General features: G+C 57.6%; 20 protein-coding genes, 2 tRNA genes and 1 rRNA gene. 14 read left to right on the forward strand and 9 right to left on the reverse strand.

What is annotated here, in order from left to right:
• Window positions 1-18 precede the first annotated feature (18 nt).
• The 3 genes from GFN93_RS15750 (at window position 19) to GFN93_RS15760 (ending at window position 3,722) form a co-directional block, all read left to right on the forward strand.
• Window positions 19-1,506, forward strand: coding sequence for a RimK family protein (locus GFN93_RS15750; RefSeq protein ID WP_153502265.1), 1,488 nt, complete (start codon window positions 19-21; stop codon window positions 1,504-1,506).
• Window positions 1,507-1,927: 421 nt separating this feature from the next.
• Complete coding sequence (locus GFN93_RS15755; RefSeq protein WP_153502266.1) at window positions 1,928-3,238, forward strand: DUF2157 domain-containing protein; 1,311 nt, start codon at window positions 1,928-1,930, stop codon at window positions 3,236-3,238.
• Window positions 3,231-3,722, forward strand: a complete 492-nt coding sequence (locus GFN93_RS15760) for a GDYXXLXY domain-containing protein (RefSeq protein ID WP_235902100.1) — start codon at window positions 3,231-3,233, stop codon at window positions 3,720-3,722. The genes GFN93_RS15755 and GFN93_RS15760 overlap by 8 nt, the downstream gene beginning before the upstream one ends.
• 138 nt (window positions 3,723-3,860) lie before the next feature.
• Here the strand turns inward: GFN93_RS15760 and GFN93_RS15765 are convergent, their stop codons facing one another.
• Complete coding sequence (locus tag GFN93_RS15765) at window positions 3,861-4,520, reverse strand: glutathione S-transferase family protein (RefSeq protein WP_153502268.1); 660 nt, start codon at window positions 4,518-4,520, stop codon at window positions 3,861-3,863.
• Between the two features lie 175 nt (window positions 4,521-4,695).
• On the opposite strand from GFN93_RS15765, the gene GFN93_RS15770 reads away from it, so the two are divergent.
• The 7 genes from GFN93_RS15770 to GFN93_RS15800 all read left to right on the forward strand — a co-directional run bounded on the left by GFN93_RS15770 (window position 4,696) and on the right by GFN93_RS15800 (window position 8,760).
• Window positions 4,696-4,771 (forward strand) — tRNA-Glu (locus GFN93_RS15770).
• Between the two features lie 33 nt (window positions 4,772-4,804).
• Window positions 4,805-4,880, forward strand: a tRNA-Gly gene (locus GFN93_RS15775).
• A 139-nt stretch (window positions 4,881-5,019) separates the two neighbouring features.
• Window positions 5,020-5,688 (forward strand): histidine phosphatase family protein, encoded by a 669-nt coding sequence (locus tag GFN93_RS15780; protein ID WP_153502269.1) that lies wholly within the window; start codon window positions 5,020-5,022, stop codon window positions 5,686-5,688.
• A gap of 42 nt (window positions 5,689-5,730) precedes the next feature.
• Window positions 5,731-6,663 (forward strand): ABC transporter ATP-binding protein, encoded by a 933-nt coding sequence (locus GFN93_RS15785; protein WP_153502270.1) that lies wholly within the window; start codon window positions 5,731-5,733, stop codon window positions 6,661-6,663.
• On the forward strand, window positions 6,660-7,433 hold the full coding sequence (locus GFN93_RS15790) for an ABC transporter permease (protein WP_153502271.1): 774 nt from the start codon (window positions 6,660-6,662) through the stop codon (window positions 7,431-7,433). Before GFN93_RS15785 ends, GFN93_RS15790 begins: the two co-directional genes overlap by 4 nt.
• Window positions 7,434-7,491: 58 nt before the next feature.
• Window positions 7,492-8,316 carry an NADPH-dependent 7-cyano-7-deazaguanine reductase QueF gene (gene queF, locus GFN93_RS15795; protein WP_153502272.1) on the forward strand — a complete coding sequence of 275 codons (825 nt, stop codon included), beginning with the start codon at window positions 7,492-7,494 and terminating at the stop codon, window positions 8,314-8,316.
• A gap of 63 nt (window positions 8,317-8,379) precedes the next feature.
• A complete protein-coding gene (locus GFN93_RS15800; RefSeq protein WP_153502273.1) occupies window positions 8,380-8,760 on the forward strand; it encodes a DUF4870 domain-containing protein in 381 nt (126 codons plus the stop codon).
• A 143-nt stretch (window positions 8,761-8,903) separates the two neighbouring features.
• Here GFN93_RS15800 and GFN93_RS15805 read toward each other — a convergent pair whose 3' ends face one another.
• The 4 genes from GFN93_RS15805 to GFN93_RS15820 form a co-directional block, all read right to left on the reverse strand.
• Window positions 8,904-10,379, reverse strand: a complete 1,476-nt coding sequence (locus GFN93_RS15805) for an AbgT family transporter (protein WP_153502274.1) — start codon at window positions 10,377-10,379, stop codon at window positions 8,904-8,906.
• Window positions 10,380-10,577: 198 nt separating this feature from the next.
• The gene (locus tag GFN93_RS15810; protein ID WP_153502275.1) at window positions 10,578-11,906 is read right to left on the reverse strand and encodes a Na+/H+ antiporter family protein; all 1,329 of its coding nucleotides are present in this window, start codon (window positions 11,904-11,906) and stop codon (window positions 10,578-10,580) included.
• A 330-nt stretch (window positions 11,907-12,236) separates the two neighbouring features.
• Window positions 12,237-12,740, reverse strand: a complete 504-nt coding sequence (locus GFN93_RS15815; RefSeq protein ID WP_153502276.1) for an FxsA family protein — start codon at window positions 12,738-12,740, stop codon at window positions 12,237-12,239.
• Between the two features lie 78 nt (window positions 12,741-12,818).
• Window positions 12,819-13,724 (reverse strand): LysR family transcriptional regulator, encoded by a 906-nt coding sequence (locus GFN93_RS15820; RefSeq protein ID WP_153502277.1) that lies wholly within the window; start codon window positions 13,722-13,724, stop codon window positions 12,819-12,821.
• 96 nt (window positions 13,725-13,820) lie between these two features.
• Here GFN93_RS15820 and GFN93_RS15825 point away from each other — a divergent pair, with 96 nt between their 5' ends.
• Window positions 13,821-14,774 (forward strand): sterol desaturase family protein, encoded by a 954-nt coding sequence (locus GFN93_RS15825; protein WP_153502278.1) that lies wholly within the window; start codon window positions 13,821-13,823, stop codon window positions 14,772-14,774.
• A gap of 282 nt (window positions 14,775-15,056) precedes the next feature.
• On the opposite strand, the gene GFN93_RS15830 is transcribed toward GFN93_RS15825, so the two are convergent.
• Window positions 15,057-16,475, reverse strand: coding sequence for a 3-oxoacyl-ACP reductase (locus GFN93_RS15830; RefSeq protein ID WP_153502279.1), 1,419 nt, complete (start codon window positions 16,473-16,475; stop codon window positions 15,057-15,059).
• Between the two features lie 594 nt (window positions 16,476-17,069).
• Here GFN93_RS15830 and GFN93_RS15835 point away from each other — a divergent pair.
• Window positions 17,070-18,356 (forward strand): acetyl-CoA C-acetyltransferase, encoded by a 1,287-nt coding sequence (locus GFN93_RS15835; protein WP_153502280.1) that lies wholly within the window; start codon window positions 17,070-17,072, stop codon window positions 18,354-18,356.
• A gap of 130 nt (window positions 18,357-18,486) precedes the next feature.
• Here GFN93_RS15835 and GFN93_RS15840 read toward each other — a convergent pair whose 3' ends face one another.
• The 3 genes from GFN93_RS15840 to GFN93_RS15850 form a co-directional block, all read right to left on the reverse strand.
• A complete protein-coding gene (locus GFN93_RS15840; protein ID WP_153502281.1) occupies window positions 18,487-19,605 on the reverse strand; it encodes a helix-turn-helix transcriptional regulator in 1,119 nt (372 codons plus the stop codon).
• A 223-nt stretch (window positions 19,606-19,828) separates the two neighbouring features.
• Entirely contained in the window at window positions 19,829-21,949 is a 2,121-nt protein-coding gene (locus GFN93_RS15845; protein ID WP_194285834.1) for a molybdopterin-containing oxidoreductase family protein, read from the reverse strand.
• A 224-nt stretch (window positions 21,950-22,173) separates the two neighbouring features.
• Window positions 22,174-22,782, reverse strand: coding sequence for a TetR/AcrR family transcriptional regulator (locus tag GFN93_RS15850; protein ID WP_153502283.1), 609 nt, complete (start codon window positions 22,780-22,782; stop codon window positions 22,174-22,176).
• 155 nt (window positions 22,783-22,937) lie between these two features.
• Between GFN93_RS15850 and GFN93_RS15855 the strand changes: the two genes are divergently transcribed.
• Together GFN93_RS15855 and GFN93_RS15860 are read left to right on the forward strand one after the other, a co-directional pair.
• Window positions 22,938-24,956 (forward strand): NADPH-dependent 2,4-dienoyl-CoA reductase, encoded by a 2,019-nt coding sequence (locus GFN93_RS15855; RefSeq protein WP_153502284.1) that lies wholly within the window; start codon window positions 22,938-22,940, stop codon window positions 24,954-24,956.
• A 503-nt stretch (window positions 24,957-25,459) separates the two neighbouring features.
• A 16S ribosomal RNA gene (locus GFN93_RS15860) occupies window positions 25,460-25,524 on the forward strand; the annotation flags it as partial.

Genomic DNA, 25,524 nt, shown 5'->3' on the forward strand with positions numbered 1-25,524 from the left:
TCCTTGTCAGGGCTTTTCATGAGTCAGGTCATCATTCTGGTAGACGATCCCGCCGACTGGGCCGCCTACTATCCCGCCCGCCATCTGCTGTCTGCCCGGGAGTATCTTCAGGCAGAGCAATCCGTTTGCACGGACAAGAAAGTGCAGGTGCTGAACCTGTGCCGCAGCTACAAGTACCTGAGCCCGGGTTACTACTGCTCACTGCTGGCGGAAGCCCGTGGGCAGCGGGTGATGCCGTCGGTGCGCACGGTGAATGACCTGAGCCGCAAGGCACTGTACGGCCTGCACTTTGACCAGTTTGAGGCGGCCCTGGACAAGGCCATGAAGCGCAAGGGCAGTGCCTCCGATCGCTTTACCCTGCTGTTGTTCTTCGGCCAGACCGATCAGGAAGGGCTGGCGGATCTGGGGCGCCAGATTTTTGATCAGCTGCCTTGCCCCTTGTTGAAGGTGGAGTTTCGCCGTCGCGAGAACTGGAGCATTGAAGCCCTCAAGCCGCTCACTCTGAAACAGCTGAAAGGCCAGCAGGAGGACCAGTTCGCCCTGGCCCTGGAGCAGTTCAATGCCCGGGTGTGGCGTAACCCTCGCCGTCGCCGCAGTGATCGCTACGAGCTGGCCATGCTGGTCAACGAACAGGAAGCCATGCCGCCGAGCAACAAGACGGCGCTGAAACGCTTTATCAAGGCGGGACGGCAGCTGGGTATTCGTGTGGATCTGGTCGGCCGTGACGCCTACACCCGTCTGGGTGAGTACGATGGCCTGTTCATTCGTGAAACCACGGCGCTGGATCACCACACCTACCAATTTGCCCGCAAGGCCGAGCAGGAGGGCATGGTGGTGATCGACGACCCGGGCTCCATCCTGCGCTGTACCAACAAGATTTATCTGGCGGAACTGATGCAGGCCCACGGTGTGCCGGTACCGCCTACGGCGTTTGTATTTTCGGATGATGAGGCACAGCTGGACCGGCTCATCGATGAACTCAAACTGCCCATGGTGCTGAAGATTCCGGACGGCAGCTTTTCCCGTGGCATCAGCAAGGTGGCTACCCGGGAGGCATTGAGTGAAGCGCTCAGTGGCTACCTGAAACAGTCTTCCGTGGTGCTGGCGCAGGCCTTCATGTATACGGATTACGACTGGCGCATTGGTGTGCTCAATAACCGGCCGCTATTCGCCTGTCAGTATTTCATGAGCAAGGGCCACTGGCAGATTTATCATCACCAGAGCAGCGGCAAGACCGAGTCCGGCAACAGCCGCACCCTGCCAGTGCAGGAAGTGCCGGCCAAGGTGCTGAAAACCGCCCTGAAAGCGGCCCGGCTGATGGGTAATGGCCTCTATGGGGTGGACCTGAAGCAATCCGGTGACGAGATTGTGGTGATTGAGGTCAACGACAACCCCAATATTGACGCGGGGGTGGAGGATGCCTGGTTGGGTGAGGATCTCTATCGGCAGGTGATGCTGGAGTTCCTGCGACGGCTGGAAGCCAAGCGCATCGGCCTGCCGGTATAAGCCGCTACGAGCTTCGCTCGGTTGGATAGGAAAGCCCGAAATGGTTCCCGGGTTTTGGGTTAATGGAAAAGCCTTCCAACTCGTCGAGTTCGGCGACCTGCAGGATCTGATGCCCCTGTAGGAGCTATGCTTGCATGGCGATCCTCGTCTCAGCGAGGCAAGGATCCCAGAGCCGCTGTTCGAATTGTATAAGGCCCCTTAAGGCTGGCGCGCTGGCGGAGATTGGCTTTCGCCGATTTCCGCACTGCGTTTTTTGTCCTCTATGTTAAGCCCTGGTTATGGGCTTTTTAGCGTCCAGCGTGTTGCGTGAAGCGTCCAGCGCCTCTCTATTGAACACCCAGTCAAACACCCCGTAACACCCCGGCATTGCGTTTCCCCCCTCCCTGCGGTCTTATCAAAAAAAAAGACACAGGACCGTTTCATGCAACTGCTCGGATTATTACGCCGTGAGCTGCGTAGCGAATGTCGCCAATGGGTGCAGGATGGGGATATCACTGCGGAGCAGGGGGACCGTATCCTCGCCCGCTATGGTACTCGTCTGGATGATGTCGGTGATGGCTCGCTGGCTTACAAGGTATTGGTGGGGGTGGCGCTCCTGTTTGTGGGCATGGCATTGCTGCTGCTGGTGTCGGCCAACTGGGAAGAGATCCCCCGGGCGCTAAGAATGCTCGGCCTGATAGGCATGACGATGGCGCTTAACGGGGTGGGGATTCGTTACTACCTCAAAGATGGCAGCGGCCTTGGTTGGTTGTTCGTGGGTAGCATCAGCTATGGCGCCTCCATCATGTTGATCGCGCAGATCTATCATTTGGGCGAGCACTACCCGGATGGTCTGTTCTACTGGGCGCTGGGCATCGCGCCCATGGCGCTGCTGGTGCGCAGCCGGGTATTGGCACTGCTGATGCTGACGGTGGCATTGCTGTGGTTGTTCAATGAGGGCAAATTCTCACCGCCCTGGCAGATGTTGCTATTCCTTGCTGCCGCCTTTGGTGTCGCGCGTCAGAGCGCGTCTGCGGGGCTGGGTGTTGTGACGGTGGCGGTGGCAGTGTGCTGGCTCAATATCCTGCTGGCATGGATCTACGGGTACCCCTGGCGCCCGGATTTTGACACCGGCAACCTGACCATGAATATGGGGCTGCTGGCGCTGCTGTTCATGTTGGGCCATTGGCTGGCGCCGAGCGCACTCGCGCATCGTCGTCGTGCGGCCACGCTGCTGTCGTTGTGGGCGCTGCGTGGCTACCTGATTCTGCTGATTCCTTTTACCTTCTACGAGGTCTGTGAAGCCTATCTGCGTGAGTTGCAGGGGGTAGCGGATCCCGGGCTCTGGTTCGGGCTGCTGGCGGCTATTCCGGCGGGGCTGTTGGCCTTGCGTGACAGTAGCGCCCATCCGCTGTCGCGAGGACTGGTCATGGGGGTACCGCTGGTGCTGCTCATGCTGCACGGCATGCAATGGGAGGCGATTGTGCTCCCGATGGTCATCCTGGTGAACCTGTTGGCGCTGGTGTCGGCCATCGTGCTGATTCAGCAGGGGCTTGAGAAAGGCTACAGCCAGTACTTCTACAGTGGCGTCGGATTGTTGCTGGTGCTGGCCATGATCCGTTATGTGGATCTGGTGGGCGACTATGTGGGTGGTGCCGTCATGTTCCTGATTGCTGCTGCGATTCTCTACGCTGCGGCGCGCTACTGGCGTGATCGTCAACTGCAGGGGCAGGGAGGTCAGCGTGATGAATAAGGCAACCTTGAAATACGCTTTGCTGGCAGCTTTGGTTCTGCAACTGGCGATTATGGCCGGCGTATTTGTGAATGGTTTCTACCCGCTATGGCTGGGTGAGGAAATCAGGGTCAAAACCCAACCGGTGGATCCTCGGGACCTGTTCCGTGGCAACTATGCCCGGCTTAATTACGCTTTCAGTAATCTGGAGAATCCTGACTTCAAGCCTGGTGACGTGATCTACCTGCCGTTGTCCCGGGAAGGGGATCTGTGGACGGCCGGTGAGCCGAACCATCACCAGCCAGAGGAAGGCCTGTTCCTGCGCGGTCGGGTATCATCGCGCCCCTGGCGTGGTGGTAGCCGTTTGACCTTCGGCATCGAGGCTCTGTTCGCCCCGAAAGAGAAAGCGTTGGCACTGGAGCGGCAGCTCCGGGATGAAGCTGTGGCAGTGATCCGGGTGGCGCCGAATGGGAGAGCGGCATTAGTCACAGTTAACAGTGAATAGTTAACAGTGAACAGCGCGCGATCTGGCGCGTGCATTTTGAAACGTATGAGGCCGCGCCCATAGCCTGGGCGCGGCCTCATGGATTGCAGTCAAAACAGGCGCTATTTCGCGCGCTGTTCACTATTCACTGTTAACTGTTCATTGCCCGCCGAGCACTTTCTGCACAAACCCGGATTCTTTCTCAATGGTTTTGGCGAAAGGCGCCAGTGCGTGCATGCGCTCCGTGTGGGCTGCCAGATGGGGGAATTTGGCCGCGTCGACGCTTTCGCCGCCGTGGCGGAAGTTCACCAGCTGGCTGGCCAGGGCGATATCGGCGATGGTCATGCTGTCGCCGACCAGAAATTCCCGACCTTCCAGCTCGTTGTTCAGGTACTCGAACAGCGGCGGGATCGTCTGCTCCAAGGCGCGCTGCACCTTCTCCTCGTCACACTCCCTGCCGATCAGGCGCATCAATACCCGGTTGCGGAACACCGCGAAGGTGCAGCGCATGGCCAGGTCGTAATCCACGAAACGCTCGAACCAGATGGTACGGCCCAGATCCATGGCGTCGGAGGGATAGAGAGCCGGTTCCGGGTTGACCTTCTCGGCCCAGGCGCAGATGGCCGCGGAATCCGGCAGGTACTGGCCATCCACTTCCAGGGCCGGGATGCGCTTCATGGGGCTGATCTTCTCGTAGCCTTCCGGAAAATTGGTGGGGTCGATATGCACGGATTCGAATTCCACCCCTTTAAGCGCCAGGGCGACCCGGGTCTTGCGGACAAAGGGCGACAGGGCAGCGCCGTACAGTTTGATGGTCATGTTTCTCTCCCGGAAAATGAGTGTTTTTTCAGCAAGTTGCCTAAAAGCTGGGCGCCCTTATCAGAGCAGCGTGACTTTTTCGGGTCAATGGTGAGTAAGGACAAAATTTTTCCTTGACGAAGGAGCCTCAGATACCTATTCTACGCGCCGCTTTGACGCACCACGTCAAGCCCGGGTCCCCTTCGTCTAGTGGCCTAGGACACCGCCCTTTCACGGCGGTAACAGGGGTTCGACTCCCCTAGGGGACGCCACTAATTCGCTGGTATTAGCTGGCAGTAAGTTAAGCGGGAATAGCTCAGTTGGTAGAGCACGACCTTGCCAAGGTCGGGGTCGCGAGTTCGAATCTCGTTTCCCGCTCCAAATAGAAAGGGACCCAATCGGGTCCCTTTTTTTTTGCCGCGCTGCGGCTGCTTCACGCTTCTCGCTGCTCGTTCCTCTCCACCATTGGCATTCCGTCCATAGCTGCCTACACTGATGGCTGACCAGAAGCGATAAGACTATGGCCCGCCTACACCCGCGATTACTGGAAGCCCTCAACCTGCTGCCCAAGGACAAGCCTGTCCATCTGTTGACCCGTCATTCCGTGCGGGAACTGGCCAAGAACGGTTTTGCCGACTACCGCTTGCCGCTGACCCCGGAAGGGATAGAAATGGCACGGGACTGGGGCAGCAAGCTGAATCGGCCGGTGGAAGCGTTCTATTCCAGCCCGGTGGGGCGCTGTGTGAATACCGCCAAGGCCATGGCTGAAGGGGCGGTAAAGGCAGGCCTGATGGCCGAGACTCCGGACGATATCGAGGTTGATACCACTCTGGTCGAGCCCGGCTGCTATGTGGTTGATATCAACGAAGTTGGCCCCACCTTCTTCAAGCTGGGCGCTTTCCGCTTTCTTAACCAGCACCTGCAGGAGCCCTTCGAGGGCATGCTGTCCCCGGCGGAAGGGCGCGCCAAGCTGGCAGCCTACCTTCAGGAACGGGAGCCGAAACCGGGCCACCTCAATGTGCATGTGACCCATGACACCATTCTGGCCGTTCTGGTGGCCGAGCTGCATGGCCGGCGCCAGATCACCGAGGATGACTGGCCCTGGATGATGGAAGGGCTATGGGTGTGGTTCTCGACGGGGCAGATGCACTGGATCTGGCGTGGTGATCACGGCCACTGTGCCCTGTAATCCTTCCTCTATTCTTTTTTCCGTAATTCATCGAGGTGAATCTTGTCAGCATTGACGATTCGTAATCTCACCAAGACCTATGCCAACGGTGTTCAGGCACTGAAGGGCATTGATCTTGATGTGGAGCAGGGCGATTTCTTTGCGCTGCTGGGCCCCAACGGGGCCGGGAAATCCACCACCATTGGGGTGATCAGTTCGCTGGTGAACAAGAGCGGCGGTAAGGTCAGCATCTTTGGCCATTCGCTGGATACCGATCGCTCCCTGGCAAAGAAAAAGATTGGCGTAGTGCCGCAGGAATTCAACTTCAACCAGTTCGAGAAAGTCTTCGATATCGTGGTGACCCAGGCCGGGTTTTACGGAATTCCGGCGCCGCTGGCCCGGGAGCGGGCAGAGAAGTACCTGCGCCAGCTGGGCTTGTGGGACAAGCGTGACATGCAGTCCAGGACCTTGTCCGGCGGTATGAAGCGCAGGCTGATGATTGCCCGGGCGCTGGTGCATGAGCCTGACCTGCTGATTCTGGATGAGCCCACCGCCGGCGTGGATATCGAGCTGCGTCGCTCCATGTGGGATTTCCTTACGCGTACTAATCAGGAAGGCAAGACGATCATCCTGACCACCCACTATCTGGAAGAAGCAGAGTCCCTGTGCCGCAATATCGCGATCATCGATCACGGCGTGATTGTGGAAAACACCAACATGCGCTCGCTACTGGAAAAATTGCAGGTGGAAACCTTTATTCTCGATCTGGCCCGGCCGGTGGAGTCGGCTCCGGTATTGGAAGGCTTTGAGGTATTACTCAGAGATGCCCAGACCCTGGAGGTGGCCGTGCCCAAGACACAGAGCCTCAACACCCTGTTTGTGGCTCTGGCGGAACAGCAGTTTGAAGTGATGAGCATGCGCAATAAAGCCAACCGGCTGGAAGAACTGTTTGTCCGCCTGGTGGACAAGAACCTGGCGGGGGAGGCATCCGCATGAGTCCTCGTGAGCAATGGGTGGCGTTTCTGACCATCGTGACCAAGGAAATTCGTCGCTTTACCCGCATCTGGCCGCAGACCCTGCTGCCGCCGGCGATCACCATGACCCTCTATTTTGTGATTTTCGGCAATCTGATTGGTAGCCGGGTGGGGGAAATGGGGGGCTTTGACTACATGCAGTACATCGTTCCCGGCCTGATCATGATGAGTGTGATTCAGAACAGTTACGGCAACGTGGTCAGCTCGTTCTTTTCCACCAAGTTCCAGCACTCCATTGAAGAAATGCTGGTCTCTCCCATGCCGCCCTGGATCATCCTGTGCGGCTTTGTGGTGGGCGGTATGGTGCGCGGTATGCTGGTGGGCGTAATTGTCAGCATGCTGAGCCTGTTCTTCACGCACCTGACCATGCAGCACATCTTCGTTACGGTGGTGGTGGTGGTGCTGACGGCGGCGCTGTTCTCGTTGGGCGGGTTTATCAATGCGATCCTGGCCAAGAAGTTTGATGACATTTCCATCGTCCCGACCTTCGTGCTGACGCCACTGACTTATCTGGGTGGGGTCTTCTATTCCATCGACATGCTGCCGGAATTCTGGCGAGCGGTCAGCCTGGCCAATCCTATTGTGTATATGGTCAACGCCTTCCGTTATGGCGTACTGGGCGTGAGTGATGTGAATGTCTACGCCTCACTTGCGGCCATTGCCGGTTTTGTCGGGGTATTTTTCATGATCGCGTTGTGGATGCTTCGGCGTGGTACTGGCATCCGCCATTAATTATGATGAAAGCTGTAAACATTGATTGCGGGCGCGGCGTGTGCCCCAGGGAGAGAGCATGAGTTACTTGAAAGATACCCCGTTGGGACGCTCCAGTGACTATGTGGACGAATACATGCCGTCGTTGCTGTGCCCTGTGCCGCGCTGGGATGCCCGTGAATCACTGGAACTGGAAGACACGAACCTGCCGTTTCATGGTACCGATATCTGGAATGCCTATGAGCTGTCATGGCTCACGGAAAAGGGTAAGCCGGTGGTGGCCATGTGCGAGCTGCGGATTCCCTGCACCACTCCCAATATTGTGGAGTCGAAATCCCTGAAGCTGTACCTCAACTCCTTCGCCAACACCCGTTTTTCAGGCCGTGATGAAGTGCGTGCGGCCATCGAAAAGGACGTGGCACAGGTGGTTGGAGGGAATATCGAGGTATTGCTGTTTTCCCTGGAAGATGCGGCTAGCCTGCCGCTGTGGGAAGACCGGGGGCAGTGTGTTGACAGCATTGACCTGAATTTCGAGCACTACAACTACAACCCGGATCTGCTGCTGTGCGATCAGGGCGCAGAGCAGACAGGGCAGCTTTATTCGCACTTGCTGCGAAGCCATTGTCCGGTGACCAACCAGCCTGACTGGGCGACAGTGGTGGTGCGCTACACCGGACGCGCCATCAGCCCGGCCAGTTTCCTGCGCTATGTGGTTTCCCTACGGAACCACCAGGGCTTTCATGAACAAATTATTGAGCAGATGTTTGTGGATCTGATGGCGCAGTGTTCCCCACGGCATTTGACCGTCTACGGTCGCTTCACCCGTCGTGGCGGTATCGACATCAATCCCTTCCGTTCCAACAGCGAGCAGGCGTTGCCAAATCGGAGAACTGTGCGACAGTGATTTATACACATTCTTGTTTATAATGCGGCGCATTATTCATCGTCATCAAACAAGGAAAGCATCATGACTGAGATTGAACAGACCGGGGCGGAGCCGCAGGGTGCCCCCAGCAAGGAAGAGCGTGGTCAGGCCATGGCGTGCCATCTGTTGGCCCTGATTGGGTTCATCATTCCTTTTGGTAATTTGATTGGCCCCCTGATCATGTGGGTGATCAAGAAAGATGAAAGCAGTTTTGTGGATGACCAGGGCAAGGAAGCGGTAAATTTCAACATCACCATGTTGATTGCCGGTTTCGTCTGCTTCCTGCTGACCTTCGTGATTATTGGCGCGATCCTGCTGCCGATCCTTGGCATCTTCTGGCTGGTTATCACCATCATCGCTGGCCTGAAAGCCAACGATGGTGTGGCGTACCGTTACCCGTTTACGCTTCGCCTGATTAAGTAAAAGCAGCTACCAGCTTCCAGCTTTTAGCTACGAGAAAAAACGCGCCGAATGGCGCGTTTTTTTTATTTCTGCGATTGTTGGCAACAACACCTGCCCGGGTCCGGCAAGGCCTTGATCTTTTCCTCGTGGCTCATAGCTGCTTTTTAAGGTCCCAGCGGCCATCCAAACCCGATCCACACCCCCAACAACACTGACCATCCCGCCAACAGCGTCAGGCTGTACGGCAGCATCATGGCCATCAGGGTGCCAATGCCGGTATCAGCCTGATAGCGTCGGGCGAAGCCGAGCACCAGGACGAAGTAGGGCATGAGTGGGGTGATGATATTGGTGCTGGAATCACCGACGCGATAAGCCGCCTGGGTGGCTTCAGGGTCAATGCCGATCAGCATCAGCATCGGCACGAAAATAGGCGCCAGGATTGACCATTTGGCGGAGGCGCTGCCAATCATCAAGTTGATGGAAGCGGCGAGCAGTACGAATAACAGCAGTAACGCGACCTTGGGGATGGAGAGGCTGCCGAGCCATGCCGCTCCTTCGACGGCGAGCAGTAACCCAAGCTGGCTGTAGTTGAACCAGGCGACGAACTGGGCGGCAAAAAACATCAGCACCAGATATCCGGCCATGGAGGCCATGGTGGTTTCCATGGCTGCAATGATGTCACCACCATGACGGAACTGCCCGCTGACGCGCCCATAGACGGCGCCACACACACCGGCGACCAGAGCCACAATCACCACCAGGCCATGAATGAAAGGGGAGCCCAGCACGCTGCCAGTCTCTGGATGTCGCAGTGGCGCGCTGGCCGGAATCACCAGCAAAGCGATGGCAGCCAGCAGGATGGCAAGGCTGGCAAGAGTCCAGCGAATGGCACGTGGGTTGCTGACCGGGGCTTCTACCGCTACCTCATTGCTTGCCGTCTGAACAGCCAGCCGTGGCTCGGTGAAACGCAATGTCACCACGCTGACCAGTGCTGTGACCACGAACGTGGAGGCAATGATAAACCAGTAGTTGTCGGTGGCTTCCACGGTTCGGGTCGGATCAACCAGCGCCACCGCTTCAGTCGTCAGGCCAGCCAGCGTGGCGTCTACCGGCCCCACCAGCAAGTTGGCGCTGAAACCACCGGACACGGCGGCAAAGGCGGTGGCAATGCCGGCCAGCGGTGAGCGGCCAGCCAGCTGAAACATCAGACCTGCCAATGGGATCAGCACTACATAACCGGCATCCACGGTCATGCTGGAGAGTACCCCGGCAAAGGCCACCGTGATCACCAGCATCTTGCCGGATGCCTTCTTCACCAGCCCGGCAAGGCTCACTGATAACAGCCCGGACTGTTCTGCGACACCCAAGCCCAACATGGCAACCAGCACCACGCCAAGAGGTGCAAAGCCGGTGAAGTTGCTGACCAGTGAAGTGAAGAGATAGCGCAGGCCGTCACCGTCTACCAGAGATCGCACTGCCACGGTGTTATCAGTAATCGGGTGAGTGGTGGTCAGCCCAAGTCCCTGCAGCAACGCCGTCAGCGGCAATAGCAGCAAACAGAGCCAGACGAATAACAAAGTGGGATGCGGCAGCCGATTGCCCAATGCTTCCAGCCGGGCAAGAAAGGTGTGTCGGGCCATGCTGTGTCCTTGTGAAAATCTACATGTCACAAGCTACAACGCGGGAAGGGGTTTGTCTTGTCCAAGACAAATTTACAAAAGTACCGCCCTTTGACGCGAAGCCCCCCTGTAGGAGACTCAACAAGTTGAGTCTCCTACAGGGGGGCTTCGTTTTTGTCTTTTAGCGTGCTGCCTGTTGCGTGAAGCGTGCAGCGTTTATCAAAGCCACATGGCAGCCAGCCAGCCTGCTACCAACAGCGGCAGGTTGTAGTGAATAAAGGTGGGAATCACCGTATCGCGGATATGATCGTGCTGGCCATCGGCATTCAGGCCTGCAGTGGGCCCCAGAGTGGAGTCGGATGCGGGTGAGCCTGCATCACCCAGTGCCGCAGCGCTGCCTACCAGGGCGGCCGTGGCCAGGGGGGAGAAGCCCAGCGCCATGCACAGCGGCACATACAGGGTCGTAATGATCGGGATAGTGGAGAACGACGAGCCGATTCCCAGCGTCACGAACAAGCCGAGCAGCAACAACAACGCCGCCGCAATCGGCGGGCTTTGCAGGCCGCTGGTGACGGCTTCTACCAGCACCGGAACCTGTCCACCTGCTTGTACCACAGAGGCATAACCGTTAGCGGCAATCATGATGAAGCCGATCAGGGACATCATTTTCACGCCCTGGGTAAAGGCATCCTGGGATTCCTTCCACGGCACCACGCCACCGGCGGTGAACACCAGAAAACCCACCAGCGCACCAAGAATAATGGAGTCACTGTAGAGCTGAAGTGCCAGGGCAGCGGCCAGTGCCACAGCGGCGACGATCACGTTGCGGGTCGAAAGCGAGGCATGCTGTTCTTCACCGGGCAGATGCACGGGCTGGTAATCCCGTGGCTTGCGGTAACGAATAAAAGCCAACAACAACCCAATGACCATTCCGGCGGCTGGCAGCAGCATGGCCAGGGGCAGGTCGGCCTTGTCGAGCGTCAGGCCAGCCTTGGCCATGCTCGGGCCGAGCTGGGTGTGCAGGAAGATGCTGCCAAACCCTACCGGCAACACCATGTAAGGAGTGATCAGTCCAAAGGTCAGCACGCAGGCGGCCAGTCGACGATCCAGTCGCAGCTGGTGCATTACTTCCAGCAGCGGCGGCACCAGAATCGGGATAAAGGCGATATGAATGGGCACCAGGTTCTGGCTCATGATCGCGGCTGCAAGCAGCACGCTGAGCAGCAGAGTGCGAATGCGGCGCAGCTGGCCAGGGGCCGGGTCGCCACCGAGTCGGGTGATGATTCGTCCCGCCAGCCATTCGGTAATGCCGGAGCGGGCAATGGCGACGGCGAACGCGCCAAGCAGGGCATAGCTCAATGCAATATTGGCGCCGCCTCCCAGACCGTCGCTGAACGCGGCGAGGGTAGCGGAAAGGTCCAGACCACTGCCTATCCCGGCCACCAACGCTGCGCACAGCAGCGCAAGCACCACGTTCATGCGTGCGAGACTGAGTCCCATCAGCAACAGCACGGACCAGACAACGGGGTTGAGCAGGGTGGGGGTCATGGTGCCTCCGCAAACGATCGACCGGCACCGGGTGCCGAGAGGAGGCGCAGTCTAGCAGGGACAGCAAGTGCTTCCTAACCCGTCACGATGAATGGTTATGGGGTTCAGGGTTGGCTTCCCTTTATTGGGGCAAAAGCCGGTTTGTGCAGGAGACTCGGCTTGTTGAGTGAGCCGTGCGCTGCATCGGCATCGACAGTCAGGCGATCAGGAATATCAGCGCCCGGCAGATTTCAGGAAGTGCATTGGGGGCAGATATTCATTGCCTTGCAAAGCTCGCTTGACCCTCAGGCGGGCTAATTCAACGGCTTTGCAGGTGACGATCGGGGTGGCTTAACGATCCTCGCGCCGCGACTCACCATCAATGGTCACATGGCCATCATGGTGATCGGAGGGGTGCTGAAACGGACTGTTGTCACCGCCGGTGCGCGTGTAACGGGTGTAGGAGAAGCCGCCGCCTTGCACAGAGGAGAACGTTTGCAGGGTGCCTTTCTCAATCACCTTGCGGGCCATCAGCCGGCGCGAGGTGGGCAGCAACAGGGCAAAGCCCACTGCATCGGTGATGAAGCCGGGCGTGATCAGCAGGGCACCGCCAAGCAACAGCATGATGCCCTCCACCATTTCCTGCCCCGGCATGTCACCTTGCTGCATCTTCTGGTTGAGTCGCACCCAGGTGTCCAGGCCCTGACTGCGGAACAGGTAGCTACCCAGCATGGCGGTGGCCACGGTGGCCACAATGGTGATCGGCCAGCCAACCAGCCCCGCTACCTTGGCCAGCACCAATACTTCCAGCAGGGCAAAACCAAAGATGAAGAAGAATATGCGGCCAAAACTCATGAGCGATCCTGTGGGTTGCGTATTCAGGAGATGGTGATGGTGAGACCCGGATTCAAGCCCGCGGTTCACCCGTCGGCCTCATAGCGCCTTCAGGGTGTGCGCCAGCTGTTGGCGTAACCAGCGGTGGGCCGGGTCGCGCTCCAGTGCCGGAGGCCAGACCACATAAATGGGGACCGGGGGGACGTCCACTGGAAATGTCATAATCTGTAGCCCCATGGGCCTGGCGTAGTGACGGGCCAGACGCTCCGGTACGGTGGCAATCATGTCGGAGCCGGCGGCGGTGGCCAGCATGCTGGAGAACTGGGTAACCCGTGCTCCTGTGCGTCGTTGCCAGCCCGGCGCATTCAGGATCTGATCCAGCGGGAGCCGCCGGTTGCGGTCCGGAAGCACCACGTGCTGGGCTTCGAGAAACTGCTTCTTGCTGCAACGCCCCTTGAATACCGGGTGCGCTTTACGTGCCACGACCACCAGTTTTTCTTCCAGCATGACCTGACGCTGCAAGCGGTCGTCATCATGCACGAAGGCGTCGATGGCCATATCGGCATGGCCCTTTTTCAGCTGCTCATTCATCTGGTCGGAAGCCGTGACGACTTCCAGCATTACACCTGGGGCCTGCTTCTGAATACGCGCAAGCAGGGGCGGGAGCACCACCACTTCAAAGTAGTCCACGCTGATCAGGGTAAACCGGCGCTCACTGGTGGCAGGGTCAAAACGACCTTTGGGATCCAGGGTGTCACGCAGCAGGGTCAACTGCGGCGCCAGTTGCTGATGCAGTTCCCGGGCGCGCGGGGTGGGCTCCATGCCCTGACGGGTGCGGATAAACAGTTCGTCATCCAGGGTGTGTCGAAGCCGTTGCAAGGCTGCGCTGATGGCAGGTTGACTCATGCCCAGCCGGGTTGCTGCAAGCGACAGCTGCCCCGCCTCCATGATGGCGTCGAAAACCGGCAGTAAATTGAGGTCTACGCTTCGCAAGTTCAGTTTCATGGATATTACTTATATCAAATATTGATTTGGCGGATAAGTGGGGGAGGGCTAGTTTCTGTCCTGAACAGAATAAAAACAGGCTCGTGGAGAACAACAATGGACAAGCAACTGACAATGCTGGTGACGGCGTTTATCGTCATCTCGGCAATCTGGGAAATCATCAGCGGTCGCACCCGCAATGGCCACAAGACTGGCCAGGACTGGAAAGTCGCCTTTCTTGCCACCTTCATGATGATCGTAGTGCAGCGCCCGCTACTGCTGCTCGCGATTACCCTTGTCATGAGTACCCTGTTTCCGGGCAGCGCCGGCTCCCTGTCGTGGCTGGAAGAGCAGTATTTCTGGCCAACGATTATCGTCTTCTTCTGTATCGAAGAGTTTTTGCACGGGGCCTTCCACCTGTTTGCCCATAGCCGGCGTCCCAACAACAAGGTGCTGCAATGGATCCAGGCCGTCTACAAAATGAGTCATCGCCCCCACCATCTGGCCGGTGGTCAGGACAACAAGGGCCAGCTGTCGGTGACCCAGACCTTTGTGAACGGCTGGGCCTGGTGGTTCATCATGCCGAATTTCATGTTCCAGCTGGTGTGTCTGTACCTTGGGCTGGTCGAAGTGTTCCTGATTTCCAACGCCTTCAAAGGCCTGTGGGCAGCCCAGACCCATGTGAACTGGAACTGGGATCTGTACTTTCACAACCATCGTTGGGCCTGGGTGCGCAAGACCATGTGGTGCCTGGCGCATATCATCACCTTCCCGACCCAGCACCATCAGCACCACGCCCGTGGCCCGAACTCTGCCAAAAACGTGACGGCGACCCTGGCGATCTATGACTGGCTGATCTTCCGCACCCTGGCCATCGAGACCAGCAAGCCGGACATCTATGGCTGGCGCCAGAATGATGATGAAGCCAACAGCGTGCTGAAGCGTTACTTCTACTGGGATGTGCGTAACTTCATGCCGGGCGGTGCCGCCAAGGCCAAGGCTCGCGCTGAAGCCAAAGCAGCCAGAAAAGCCGCCAAGCTTGATCAGAAAAAGGCGCCTGAAGCGGCCTGATCCAAATCCAAGTGTGTGCCAACGTCCACCTCGGGAGAGCGTGCGACATTCATGACCCCGCCGGTTAACCGGCGGGGTCTTTTTTTGAGGCCGCTGCGCGGCTGCAGCACGCAACACGCGGCATGCAAAACCGGGAGAGCAGCCCTGTCGGTTTTGCCTCAAGCATGTTGCGGCCGCAGAGGGGCCAACAAAAAAGCCGCACCTTGCGGCGCGGCTCCTTTGTCTATCGTGTGGCACAAACCTCAAACCGCGTTGCAGCTTGAAGATTGTAGCTTGAGGCTGTTACGCCCCCAGCAGCATCTGGCCACACACACGCACAACGTTGCCGGTCAGACCCTGTGAGGCCGGGCTGGCGAAGAAGGCGATGGTTTCGGCCACGTCTACCGGCTGACCGCCCTGGCTCATGGCGTTCATGCGACGGCCCGCTTCACGAATGGTGAAGGGGATGGCAGCGGTCATCTGGGTTTCGATGAAGCCCGGCGCCACGGCATTGATGGTGATGCCTTGCTCGGCGTACTCGTCCTTGAAGGCGTCGATCATGCCGATCACGGCCGCCTTGGAGGCACCGTAGTTGGTCTGGCCCAGGTTACCGGCAATACCTGCAATGGAGCTGATGGAAATAATGCTGCCACCCTTGTTGATGGCGCCATCGGCCAGCAGTTTTTCATTGATGCGCAGCTGGCTGGCGATGTTGATGTCCAGGACCATGTCCCAGAATTTCTCAGGCATGTTGCCGAGCATCTTGTCACGGGTTACGCCAGCGTTGTGAACGATCACGTCGAAGCCACCGATTTCCTTGCCCTTGGCGGCAATGGCGTCAGGTGCTTCAGGCGCGGTGATATCCAGTTCCAGAGTGTCGCCACCGATCTGGGCGGCAACCTTGCTCAGGTCTTCCGCCATGGGCGGAATATCCAGCACGGTCACGGTAGCACCGTCACGGGCCAGTACTTCAGCGATCGCCGCACCAATACCGCGAGAACCACCGGTTACCAGAGCCTTCTTGCCAGCCAACGGCTTGTGCCAATCGAATTTGGCTGCCTTGAAACCGGACTCGGTCACGCGCACAACCTGCGCAGAAACATAGGCAGACTTGGGTGACAGGAAGAAGTGCAGGGGAGAAGCCAGCTGGGCTTCAGCGCCTTCATCCACATAGACCAGCTGAACAGTGGCGCCTTTCTTGATTTCCTTGCCCACTGAGCGAGTGAAACCTTCCAGGGCACGCTGGGCAACACGGGTCACGCCAGCCTGTTTTTCCGGAGTGCGACCAATCACGACAACACGGGCGCACTTGTCCAGTTTACGGATCACCGGGTGGAAAAACTCCCACAAGGCTTTCAGCTCGTCAGGGTTCTGGATGCCTGTGGCGTCGAAAACCAGTCCCTTGAACTTGGCATCGTCTTCGCGGGTAGCCGTATAGTTTTCTGCATCCACGCCAGCCTTGCCGGCTTTTTTCTGCAGCTCGGTAGCGGTACTGGTGTTGGCCAGAACGCTGAGTTGAGCTTCCGGAGCACCTTTCAGAGTGGACAGAATGGCATCAATGCCGGTGGAGCCGTTAGCGGCGCCCACCAGTACACGGCCCTTGATAAAAGAGGCCTGACCCGGCTGCCAGCGGTCCAGAATGACCGGAATGGGGAGATTGATTGCGCCAAACAGCGCCTTGCCCATGGGGGAGTTGGCAATCGCCTGATAGGTATCGCTCATGATCCTGTCCTTCGCCATCGAGTGATGAATGTGTCCGGTTAACCTTATGCCAACCAGAGCGGGTTTAAAGGGGTGCCAGAGAAAGAATGCTGAAAATCAGTCTTCTTTCGTAGGGCCAAATTACAGGCCCTGTCGCACACTGGCGCGTATTGAATCACTGCAATGTTGCCGGTGTATTGACCGGCCCCCAAGTTCAAACAGTCGTTTGAGCCAATGAGGCATTGACGTTGGGGAGTAGACTGCGCCCTAAGTAGTGATGAGGAGTCTGTGTACCACTCCTTGTATTCTCAGGCTTTCAGGCTGGTCCACAATCTAGGCGCGCTTTCGAAGACATGCTGGTTGCCTGCCGAGAAAGCGCAACAACGAGTGTGGGCCAGCCTGAAAGCCCCGAAGGGCGAGACCAGAAGCGCGCAGCTGCTGCGCCTAGCCTCTTGGAAAGGACTTTACCCTGACCGGCGAGGCAAGACGCAGCAGCTGCACACTTCTGGTCTCGCTGAGAACGCAAGGAGTGGTACACAGACTCCTTCCCGTGGTCGCGCTGGCCACTGTCGCCACCCTCGGGTGGTTGCCCTGATTCTGTTAGAGGACATTCTTATGCTGGCAGGTAAAGCCGTACGCAAGGTTGCCATTATTGGTGGTAACCGTATTCCTTTCGCCCGTTCCAACACTGCCTACATCGATACCAGCAACCAGGAAATGCTGACTGCTGCCATTGATGGTCTGGTTGATCGCTTCAAGCTGCACGGTCAGAAGATCGATGAAGTGGCCGCTGGCGCGGTAATGAAGCACGCCCGTGACTTCAACCTGGTTCGTGAATCCGTACTGGGCTCCAAGCTGGCGCCGGAAACGCCGGCTTACGATCTGCAGCAGGCCTGTGGTACCGGTCTGGAAGCGGCTATCCTGGTAGCTAACAAGATCGCCCTGGGTCAGATCGACTGCGCCATTGCTGGCGGTGTGGACACCACTTCTGATGCTCCCCTGGGTGTAAACGAAGACGCTCGCAAGGTATTCATGGCCCTGAACCGTGCCAAGACCAACGGTGAGCGTGCCAAGCTGGGCCTGAAGCTGCTGAACCCGAAATCCCTGATGCCCGATATTCCCAAGAATGGCGAGCCGCGTACCGGCCTGGCCATGGGTGACCATCAGGCGATTACTGCCAAAGAGTGGGCAATTCCCCGCGAAGAGCAGGACGAGCTGGCGTGGAAATCCCACCAGAACCTGGCCAAGTCTTATGAAGACGGCTGGCAGGATGACCTGATCACCCCGTTCAAGGGCCTGAGCCGCGACAACAACATGCGTGGTGATTCCACCCTGGAAAAGCTGGCCACCCTGAAGCCTTGCTTCGGCGGTCCGGACGGCACCATGACCCCGGCCAACTCCACTCCGCTGACCGACGGCGCCTCCGTGGTGCTGCTGGCGACCGAAGAGTGGGCCAAAGAGCGTGGTCTGCCGGTTCTGGCTTACCTGACTTTGGGTGAAGCGGCTGCCGTTGACTTTATCGGCAAGAAAGAAGGTCTGCTGATGGCACCGGCTTACGGTGTGCCGAGCATGCTGGACAAGGCTGGCATCACCCTGCAGGACTTCGACTTCTACGAAATCCACGAAGCGTTTGCTTCCCAGGTTCTGTCTACCCTGAAGATGTGGGAAGACGACAAATTCTGTAAAGAAAAGCTGGGCCGCAAGAAAGCGCTGGGTAGCATCGATCGCAGCAAGCTGAATGTGAAAGGCTCCTCCCTGGCAGCCGGTCACCCGTTCGCTGCCACCGGTGGCCGCATCATCGCCAACGCCGCCAAGCTGCTGAACGAGAAAGGCTCCGGCCGCGCACTGATCTCCGTGTGTGCTGCTGGCGGTCAGGGCGTGGTGGCGATTCTCGAGAAGTAATCGCCTTCCCGCTTCAAAAAAACCGGCCTTAGTGGCCGGTTTTTTTATGGTTGCTCGGTGCCGCCTGGCGCTGGGTGCCCGATGCTGGAGGCTAAAAATTTGCCCGCAAAATGCGTCCGGCATTCAGCACTCAACTCACCTGCGCGCTGGAAAGCAGAACACGGATCACGTCCTGCTGCTTGTTCACGCCCATCTTGGAGTAGATGTTTTTCAGGTGTGAGCGCACGGTATCTACCGATACGCCGTGCTGTTCACCGATCTGGCTTGGAGAAAGCCCGTTTGCCAGTGCAATGGCGACGTTGGCCTCCTTTGGCGTCATGCGGTAAAGCGATTGCAGTGCGGTAGCGGGCAGGTTAAGTGCGGAGTCCGGGTCCGACAGGTACAGAGCCAGGCTTCCGGGTTGCTCGTTGCCCATCTCATCGGTCTGCTTGAGTGGCGAGAGCATAATGTTCATGTTCATCTCCCTGTCAGGGTGATGGACTCCCATTGCTTCGGTGCCAACGTCCAGATTGCTGCGCTCGGCATGCAGCAACTTTTTGATCAGCCGCTGTAATTGCTGGTCTTCTTCTGGGTAATAAGCCCTGGGTTTGCCGTTGTTCAGCGACAGCCCAGCGTGGTTGGCCATCAAGGTTTCGGACACCGGGATCTGATAGGTAACCTTGCCATCCGGACCGATGATAATCAGCCCGATCATAAAGCGGGACAAGGCTTCATGTAGAGATTGCTGACGGGTTCGCAGCCGGTGGAACTCTTTGTGGATCCGTAACGCACGGCTGAAGTGAGGGTACAGTTTTGTCAGGATCCGGCAGTCTTCCTGCGAGAACGGCGGCGCAGAAAATGAGCGGTGAAGACCGATACCCACATGCCACTCATCATCGTTATAGATATTGATCGCGGAGATGAAACCGATGTCGTTTGGTTTAAGGATCAGCCGGTAATAAAAGGGGTGATCATGGCGAACCTGTTCAGCATCGGTTATCTGTGAGGCTTCGCCAACGGGCATTTCCCGCTGAAGCTGAAAGGTGTGGTCATACTTGGCTATGCCGAAACGATATGAAGCCCTCACTGATGCCGGCAGGCCGTAGGCGCCGATCATGCTTCTGGTTCGGGTTTGTCTATCTTCGAATAACAGGGCGCCGGACTTTGCCTTTAACAGGTCGCAACATAATCGTTCAACGACATGGTCCCAGTGCTCGGGCCTGTAGGACGCTTCATAGATTTCCCCCACGAAATCCAGCAAGGCTTCCATCGGTCTTTCCTCTCAGAGTCTCTATACGTTGCCAGATCCCCATGGCAGCGCTGCGCGGACAACGTTAATCGCAGATCCCTGATTTGTTATCCCCCAAACGGAGGGTGTTTCCTTCACAAGACTGAATATAGGGGAGTAGTCCCAAAATGCAAAACACTTCACTTTATGAGTGTGATCTTTTCCGGTCATCCCGGTGAAAGCGTCGCGTCATTTTCGGTCAGGTTCAGGTCCCTTCTGCCACGCGGAGAGAGACCGGCACGCCGCTCATAAACGCCTGGTTGCTCAACTTCTCATAACTTCCGGGGCCATTGGGCAGTAGCGCATTGATGTTCACGCCTGGGTAACGGTTTGCGACGGTCAGCCCCGGGGTGTTTTTGTTGCCCCAGCCATGGGTCATAGCCACAACGCCAGGTCGCAGGGTGTCATCGGCACGTACCCGCGCGTCCACGACGCCATATTCATTGCTGACGGTCAGGCGGTCGCCATCCTCCAGGCCGAGTGCGGACATATCCTGTGGATTCATGTGCAGTGGGTTGTGGTCGTGCTTGCCACGTTTCAGCGTCGGCACATTCTGGTACCAGCTGTTATGCATGTAGTTGGTACGCAGGTTGATCAGGCGAAATGCAGGGGCATCCTGCTTGAGCGCATCGAACTGTGCGTTAGCCAGCGTCATTGCTTCGGCAAACAGGGGCGGGCAGCAATCCACCTTCTTGTCATCGGTCTGAAGGAAGTCACTGTAAAAGCGGCCGATGGACTGTGTATTCAGTACGGCGGTGCCTGACGGGGAGGCTTTCAGGCTTTCAATGGTGAGTTCATGCCGGGACATCATGTGCTCGAGACGACCGAACGGATTGCCGGGCTGATCCAGCAGAGAGGACGGCATGCCCATTTGCTGCATCAGGCGTGACAGTATCCACCACTCTTCCTTGCGATCCTCCGCTGGCGGTACCACCGCGTCGGTGTACTGCACATAGGGTTGATACTGCATGCCCAGACCGCAGATGTTGATGTCCGGGCGCTCAAGCATATCGGCTGAGGGTAACAGGTAATGGGCATACTCACCGGTAGCATTGCGGAACAGATCGATGACCACCAGTAGCTCCAGCTTTTCCAGAGCCTGCCGCCAGCGCGCCTCGCCACCCACGCTAAGTAGCGGGTTGCCAGCGATCACTACCAGAGCACGAACAGGATTCTCGTCATCCAGAATCATGTCGGGGAGCAAGTTGCCGGGAAGGGAGCCGCGGATGTGGCGTATCTCACCATAGGCGCTGGAGAAGAAGACATCGTCGCTGCGAACACGACCCGCCTTGGCGGCAGGGTAAAACCCTTCGCTGTAAAAATTTCCGCCCTGTTTATCCAGATTGCCGGTAACGAAGCTGAGCATCTGCAGCAGCCAGTAGCACAGGGTGCCATGACGCCCCATGTTGACGCCGGTGGACATGTGTACAGCCGCGCGCTCGGCGGCACTGAATTCGTCGGCCAGAGCACGGATCTGTTCAGCAGGCAGACCCACCACTTCGGCCACCGTGCCGGCAGAGTAGGGCGCAATGAATGCACGGAGTTCCGCAACATGCTTGCCGTGCTCGCGCAGCACGCTCTCATCAAAGCGACCAAGCGCATCAATCTCATGGAGCAGGGCGGCCATGAGGTAGAGGTCGGTGTCGGGGAGTATCTGAATTACGTCACCGGTTTTCGGGCTGGCGGATTCGATTTTGCGCGGGTTGATGTAGTACACGCTGGCACCCCGCTGGCAGGCGGCGCGAATTTTGGCCATGGGGTCAGCAATGGAGATGAAACTCATGTGTGAAATTTTGGGGTTTTCGCCAAAGATCAGCAGACAGTCGGTGTGATCGAAATCCGGCAGTGGATGTAGTGTGCTGGTGCCGAAGACGGCTTCACCGGCAGCGAACTTATTGGCGCAGTCCTGGGTGCCGGAGTTGAAAATGCGGCGGCTACCCATATTCATGAAAAACTCGCCAATGGCCTGGCTGCCAAGAGCGTTGAAGGCGGTGGGGTTACCGATATAACCGGCCACGGCGTCCGGCCCATGCTGTTCTCTTATCTGGTTCAGGGTAGTGGCGACATCGTGGGTCACCGTGTCCCAGTCCTGCGCAAGCCATTCCCCTTCACTGGGCAAACGGGAGCCCTGTCGTGCCAGAGGTATATTCAGCCGGTCGGGGTCCTGATGGATAGCCAGATAATTAACACCCTTGTGACAGGCAAACCCCTGGGTTACTGGATGGTCCCTGTCCGGTTGCAGGCGTTGTACCTGACCATTTTTCACCTGCGCTACCAGAGCACAGGAGGGTTCGCAGACACGACAGAAAGTGGGTACGGATTTCATGGCAGCCTCCCTTTTGCCGCTTTGCGGCCGCATCCCGCCTCACGCGGCCCGCTGCATTCAACGCACAGGTAAGCGTGGGGGATGTTTGTGCTTGTTGTGATGGTTTTGTCGCGTCAGTTCGGCGTTCCCGGTTTCGTGGCGCAACGCAGTACGTCCTCAGGCTATCGACTAGCGAGTGAGAGGAACAGGACCAGAGTAATCAGGAGGGCGTTAATTGCGGTGTATCAGTCGCTTTTGGCCGGAGTAAGCGCTGCCATGATTAGTGCGACAGCCTGTTGGCTGACGGCTTCCATGTCCTGACGATCTACGTAGATGCCGTCGATGGTGAGCCGACAAAGGCCATGGATCGTGGCCCAGCTGGCCTGGGCTACACGGAGCGGATCGGTGCCTTTGGGCAGACGCCCCTGGAGCAACGCGCTGAGCCCTTCCGCGTAATGACGAAAACTGCGATAGGCGACTTTCTTGAGTTCCGGGGTGGGCTCACCGCTCTTCCACAGCGTACGGCCAAACATCAGTTCGTATTGCTCCGGATTCTCTGTGGCGAAGCGCAGATACTCGATCACAAAGGCCTGAATGTCAGGATGAGCGCCGGTGATTTCCAGTTGGCGCTGGATCAGCTCGTCCAGTTGCGCAAAGGCACGGGTGGCCAGCGCGCAGAGCAGGGCATTCTTGTCACGGAAATGATGATAAGGCGCAGTACGGGATACTCCGGCGCGTTCTGCCAGCTTGCGCAGGGATAACCCTTCCACCCCCTGCTCATTCAGCAGAGTGTTGGCTTCCTGCAGCAGGGTGTCGTGCAGGTCTCCATGGTGATACCGGGCGCTCTGTGTCATGCGTTTACCTGTCATTTCGGGTCTATCGCCCATTGTCTGCAGCGTGAAGCCGGGTGTGTCTCGTAAAGCCATCTTGACACCGTCAACATAACCCCCTAACTTGACGCTGTCCAGATGCAAATCAGCCATCATCGGTGAACCTCGGAGACTCCGCCATGACAGCCAAGCACTACCCCAATCTGCTTTCCCCTCTGAAAGTGGGCCAGACTGAGCTCAAAAACCGGGTGATCATGGGATCCATGCACACCGGCCTTGAAGACCGTTTCTGGCAGTTCCCCAAGCTGGCTGCCTACTTTGCTGAGCGTGCCCGCGGTGGTGTTGGCCTCATGGTGACCGGGGGCTTCAACCCCAACAAGCATGGCTGGTTTTACCCCTTCGCCAGTCTGTTCAACAACCGTATGGATGTACGCAATCACCGCAAGGTGACGGATGCGGTACATCAGGAAGGCGGCAAGATCGCCCTGCAGATCCTCCATGCGGGCCGCTACAGCTATCATCCGTTTTCCCGCTCTGCCTCTGCATTAAAGAGCCCGATCAACCCCTTCAAACCCAAGGCCATGTCCACCAAAGAGGTGGAAAAGACGGTAAAGGATTTTGCTCATACGGCGTTCCTGGCCAAACAGGCAGGCTATGACGGCGTTGAGATCATGGGCTCCGAGGGCTACCTGATTAACCAGTTCACTGCGCCGTGCACCAACAAGCGCAAGGACAAGTACGGCGGCACGGCCGAGAATCGTCGTCGTTTCCCGGTGGAGATCGTTCAAGAAATCCGCAAGCGCTGCGGTAGCGACTTCATTGTCATGTTCCGTCTTTCCGTGATTGATCTGGTTCCGGATGGGTGCACCCGCGAAGAAGTGCTGGATCTGGCTCGAGAGCTGGAAGCCGCTGGCGTGGATATTCTGAATTCCGGTATCGGCTGGCATGAGGCCCGGGTGCCGACCATTGTGACTTCGGTGCCGCGTGCCGCCTTTGTCGAAGCGACCCGTCAGGTGAAAGAGCATGTCTCCATTCCTGTCGTGGCATCCAATCGCATCAATGATCCTGACGTGGCAGAAAAGATTCTGGTGGAGGGGCAGGCGGATGCCGTCTCCATGGCGCGCCCCATGCTGGCAGACGCGGAATTCGTCAACAAGGCGGCGCAAGGACGTGCGGACGAGATCAATACCTGTATCGCCTGTAACCAGGCTTGTCTGGATCACACCTTCTCCCTGAAGCGTGCTTCCTGTCTGGTGAACCCGCGGGCTTGCCACGAAACGGAGTTGCTGTACCTGAAAACTGCGAAGCCGAAGAAGGTCGCCGTGGTTGGTGCTGGCCCTGCGGGGCTGTCCTGCGCCACCGTTGCCGCAGAGCGTGGCCATGATGTGACCCTGTTTGATCAGGCCAGTGAGATTGGCGGCCAGTTCAATATGGCCAAAGTGATTCCCGGCAAGGAAGAGTTCCATAACACCATTCGTTACTTTGGCAAGCGGATCGAGAACACCGGGGTGAAGCTGCAGCTTGGTACTCGGGTCGAGGTTGCTGATCTGGAGAAGCAGGGCTTTGACGAGATCGTCATTGCCACCGGTGTCACGCCACGCACTCCGGGCATTCCCGGTGTGGATCACCCCAAAGTACTGTCCTACGTGGATGTGCTGAGAGGTAATGCCAAAGTGGGTGAGAAAGTCGCGGTCATTGGTGCTGGCGGTATCGGCTTTGATGTTTCCGAGTTTCTGGCTGAGTCTCCCCGTGAGGGTGAGCAGCCTTTGCCAGAATGGATGAAGGAGTGGGGTGTGGATATGGATAGCGATGCCCGAGGTGGCCTGGTAGAGCCAGAAGTAGAGAAGCCGGTTCGCCAGATTACCTTGCTGCAGCGCAAGACGACCTCCCTGGGTAAGGATCTCGGCAAGACCTCTGGCTGGGTGCATCGCGCTACCCTGAAGTCCCGCAATGTGGAAATGCTGGCAGGTTGTAGCTATGAAAAGATTGATGATGCCGGGCTGCATATCAAGATCGGTGAAGAGATGCGGGTGCTGGACGTGGACAACGTGATTCTCTGTGCCGGTCAGGAGTCTCTGCGTGAGCTGTATCAGGATGGTCGCAGTAACCATCACCTGATCGGGGGGGCTGAATTGGCGGCGGAACTGGATGCCAAGCGGGCGATTCGTCAGGGTGCGGAAGTGGCGGCCAAACTGTAAGCACGTGAAAAGTGGTTCTGCTCATGAAAAAGCCCCGCAATGCGGGGCTTTTTCATGTTTGGCGTGGCTTCGGCGTGCTTCTGCTCACCGATTATATTGAAAAAACATATAAATCAATGGGTTGGGATTTTTTAACGTACTTTCTGAGGGGGTGACACAGGCTAAATTGATCGTGTTTTGATCTGTGGTGTTCCAAGGGTTGCTGAAAAAGTCATCAGTTTATTCGAAATCGTTATTTATAAGCCTGATTTTGGAAAAAAGGTGTTGACGCACCCTCAAAAATCCCTAGAATGCGCACTCCTCGACGGGGCAACAACGCGAAGCGCGGCACCGGACGAGACGCTCTTTAACAATCAGGCAAGCAAACGTGTGGGACCTGTTCGGGATGGGATCTTTAAGAGATTTCAGTTCTGAACGAGTCAACAAGTTTTTGTTAATTCAGATGATGAACTGAGCATGTATTAAGTGCTCCTTCTTCGGAAGGCCACTTTAAACGCTTTTCTTAACTGAAGAGTTTGATCATGGCTCAGATTGAACGCTGGCGGCAGGCCTAACACATGCAAGTCGA

It is taken from the genome of Alcanivorax sediminis (assembly GCF_009601165.1).
Classification (GTDB): Bacteria; Pseudomonadota; Gammaproteobacteria; order Pseudomonadales; family Alcanivoracaceae; genus Alcanivorax; species Alcanivorax sediminis.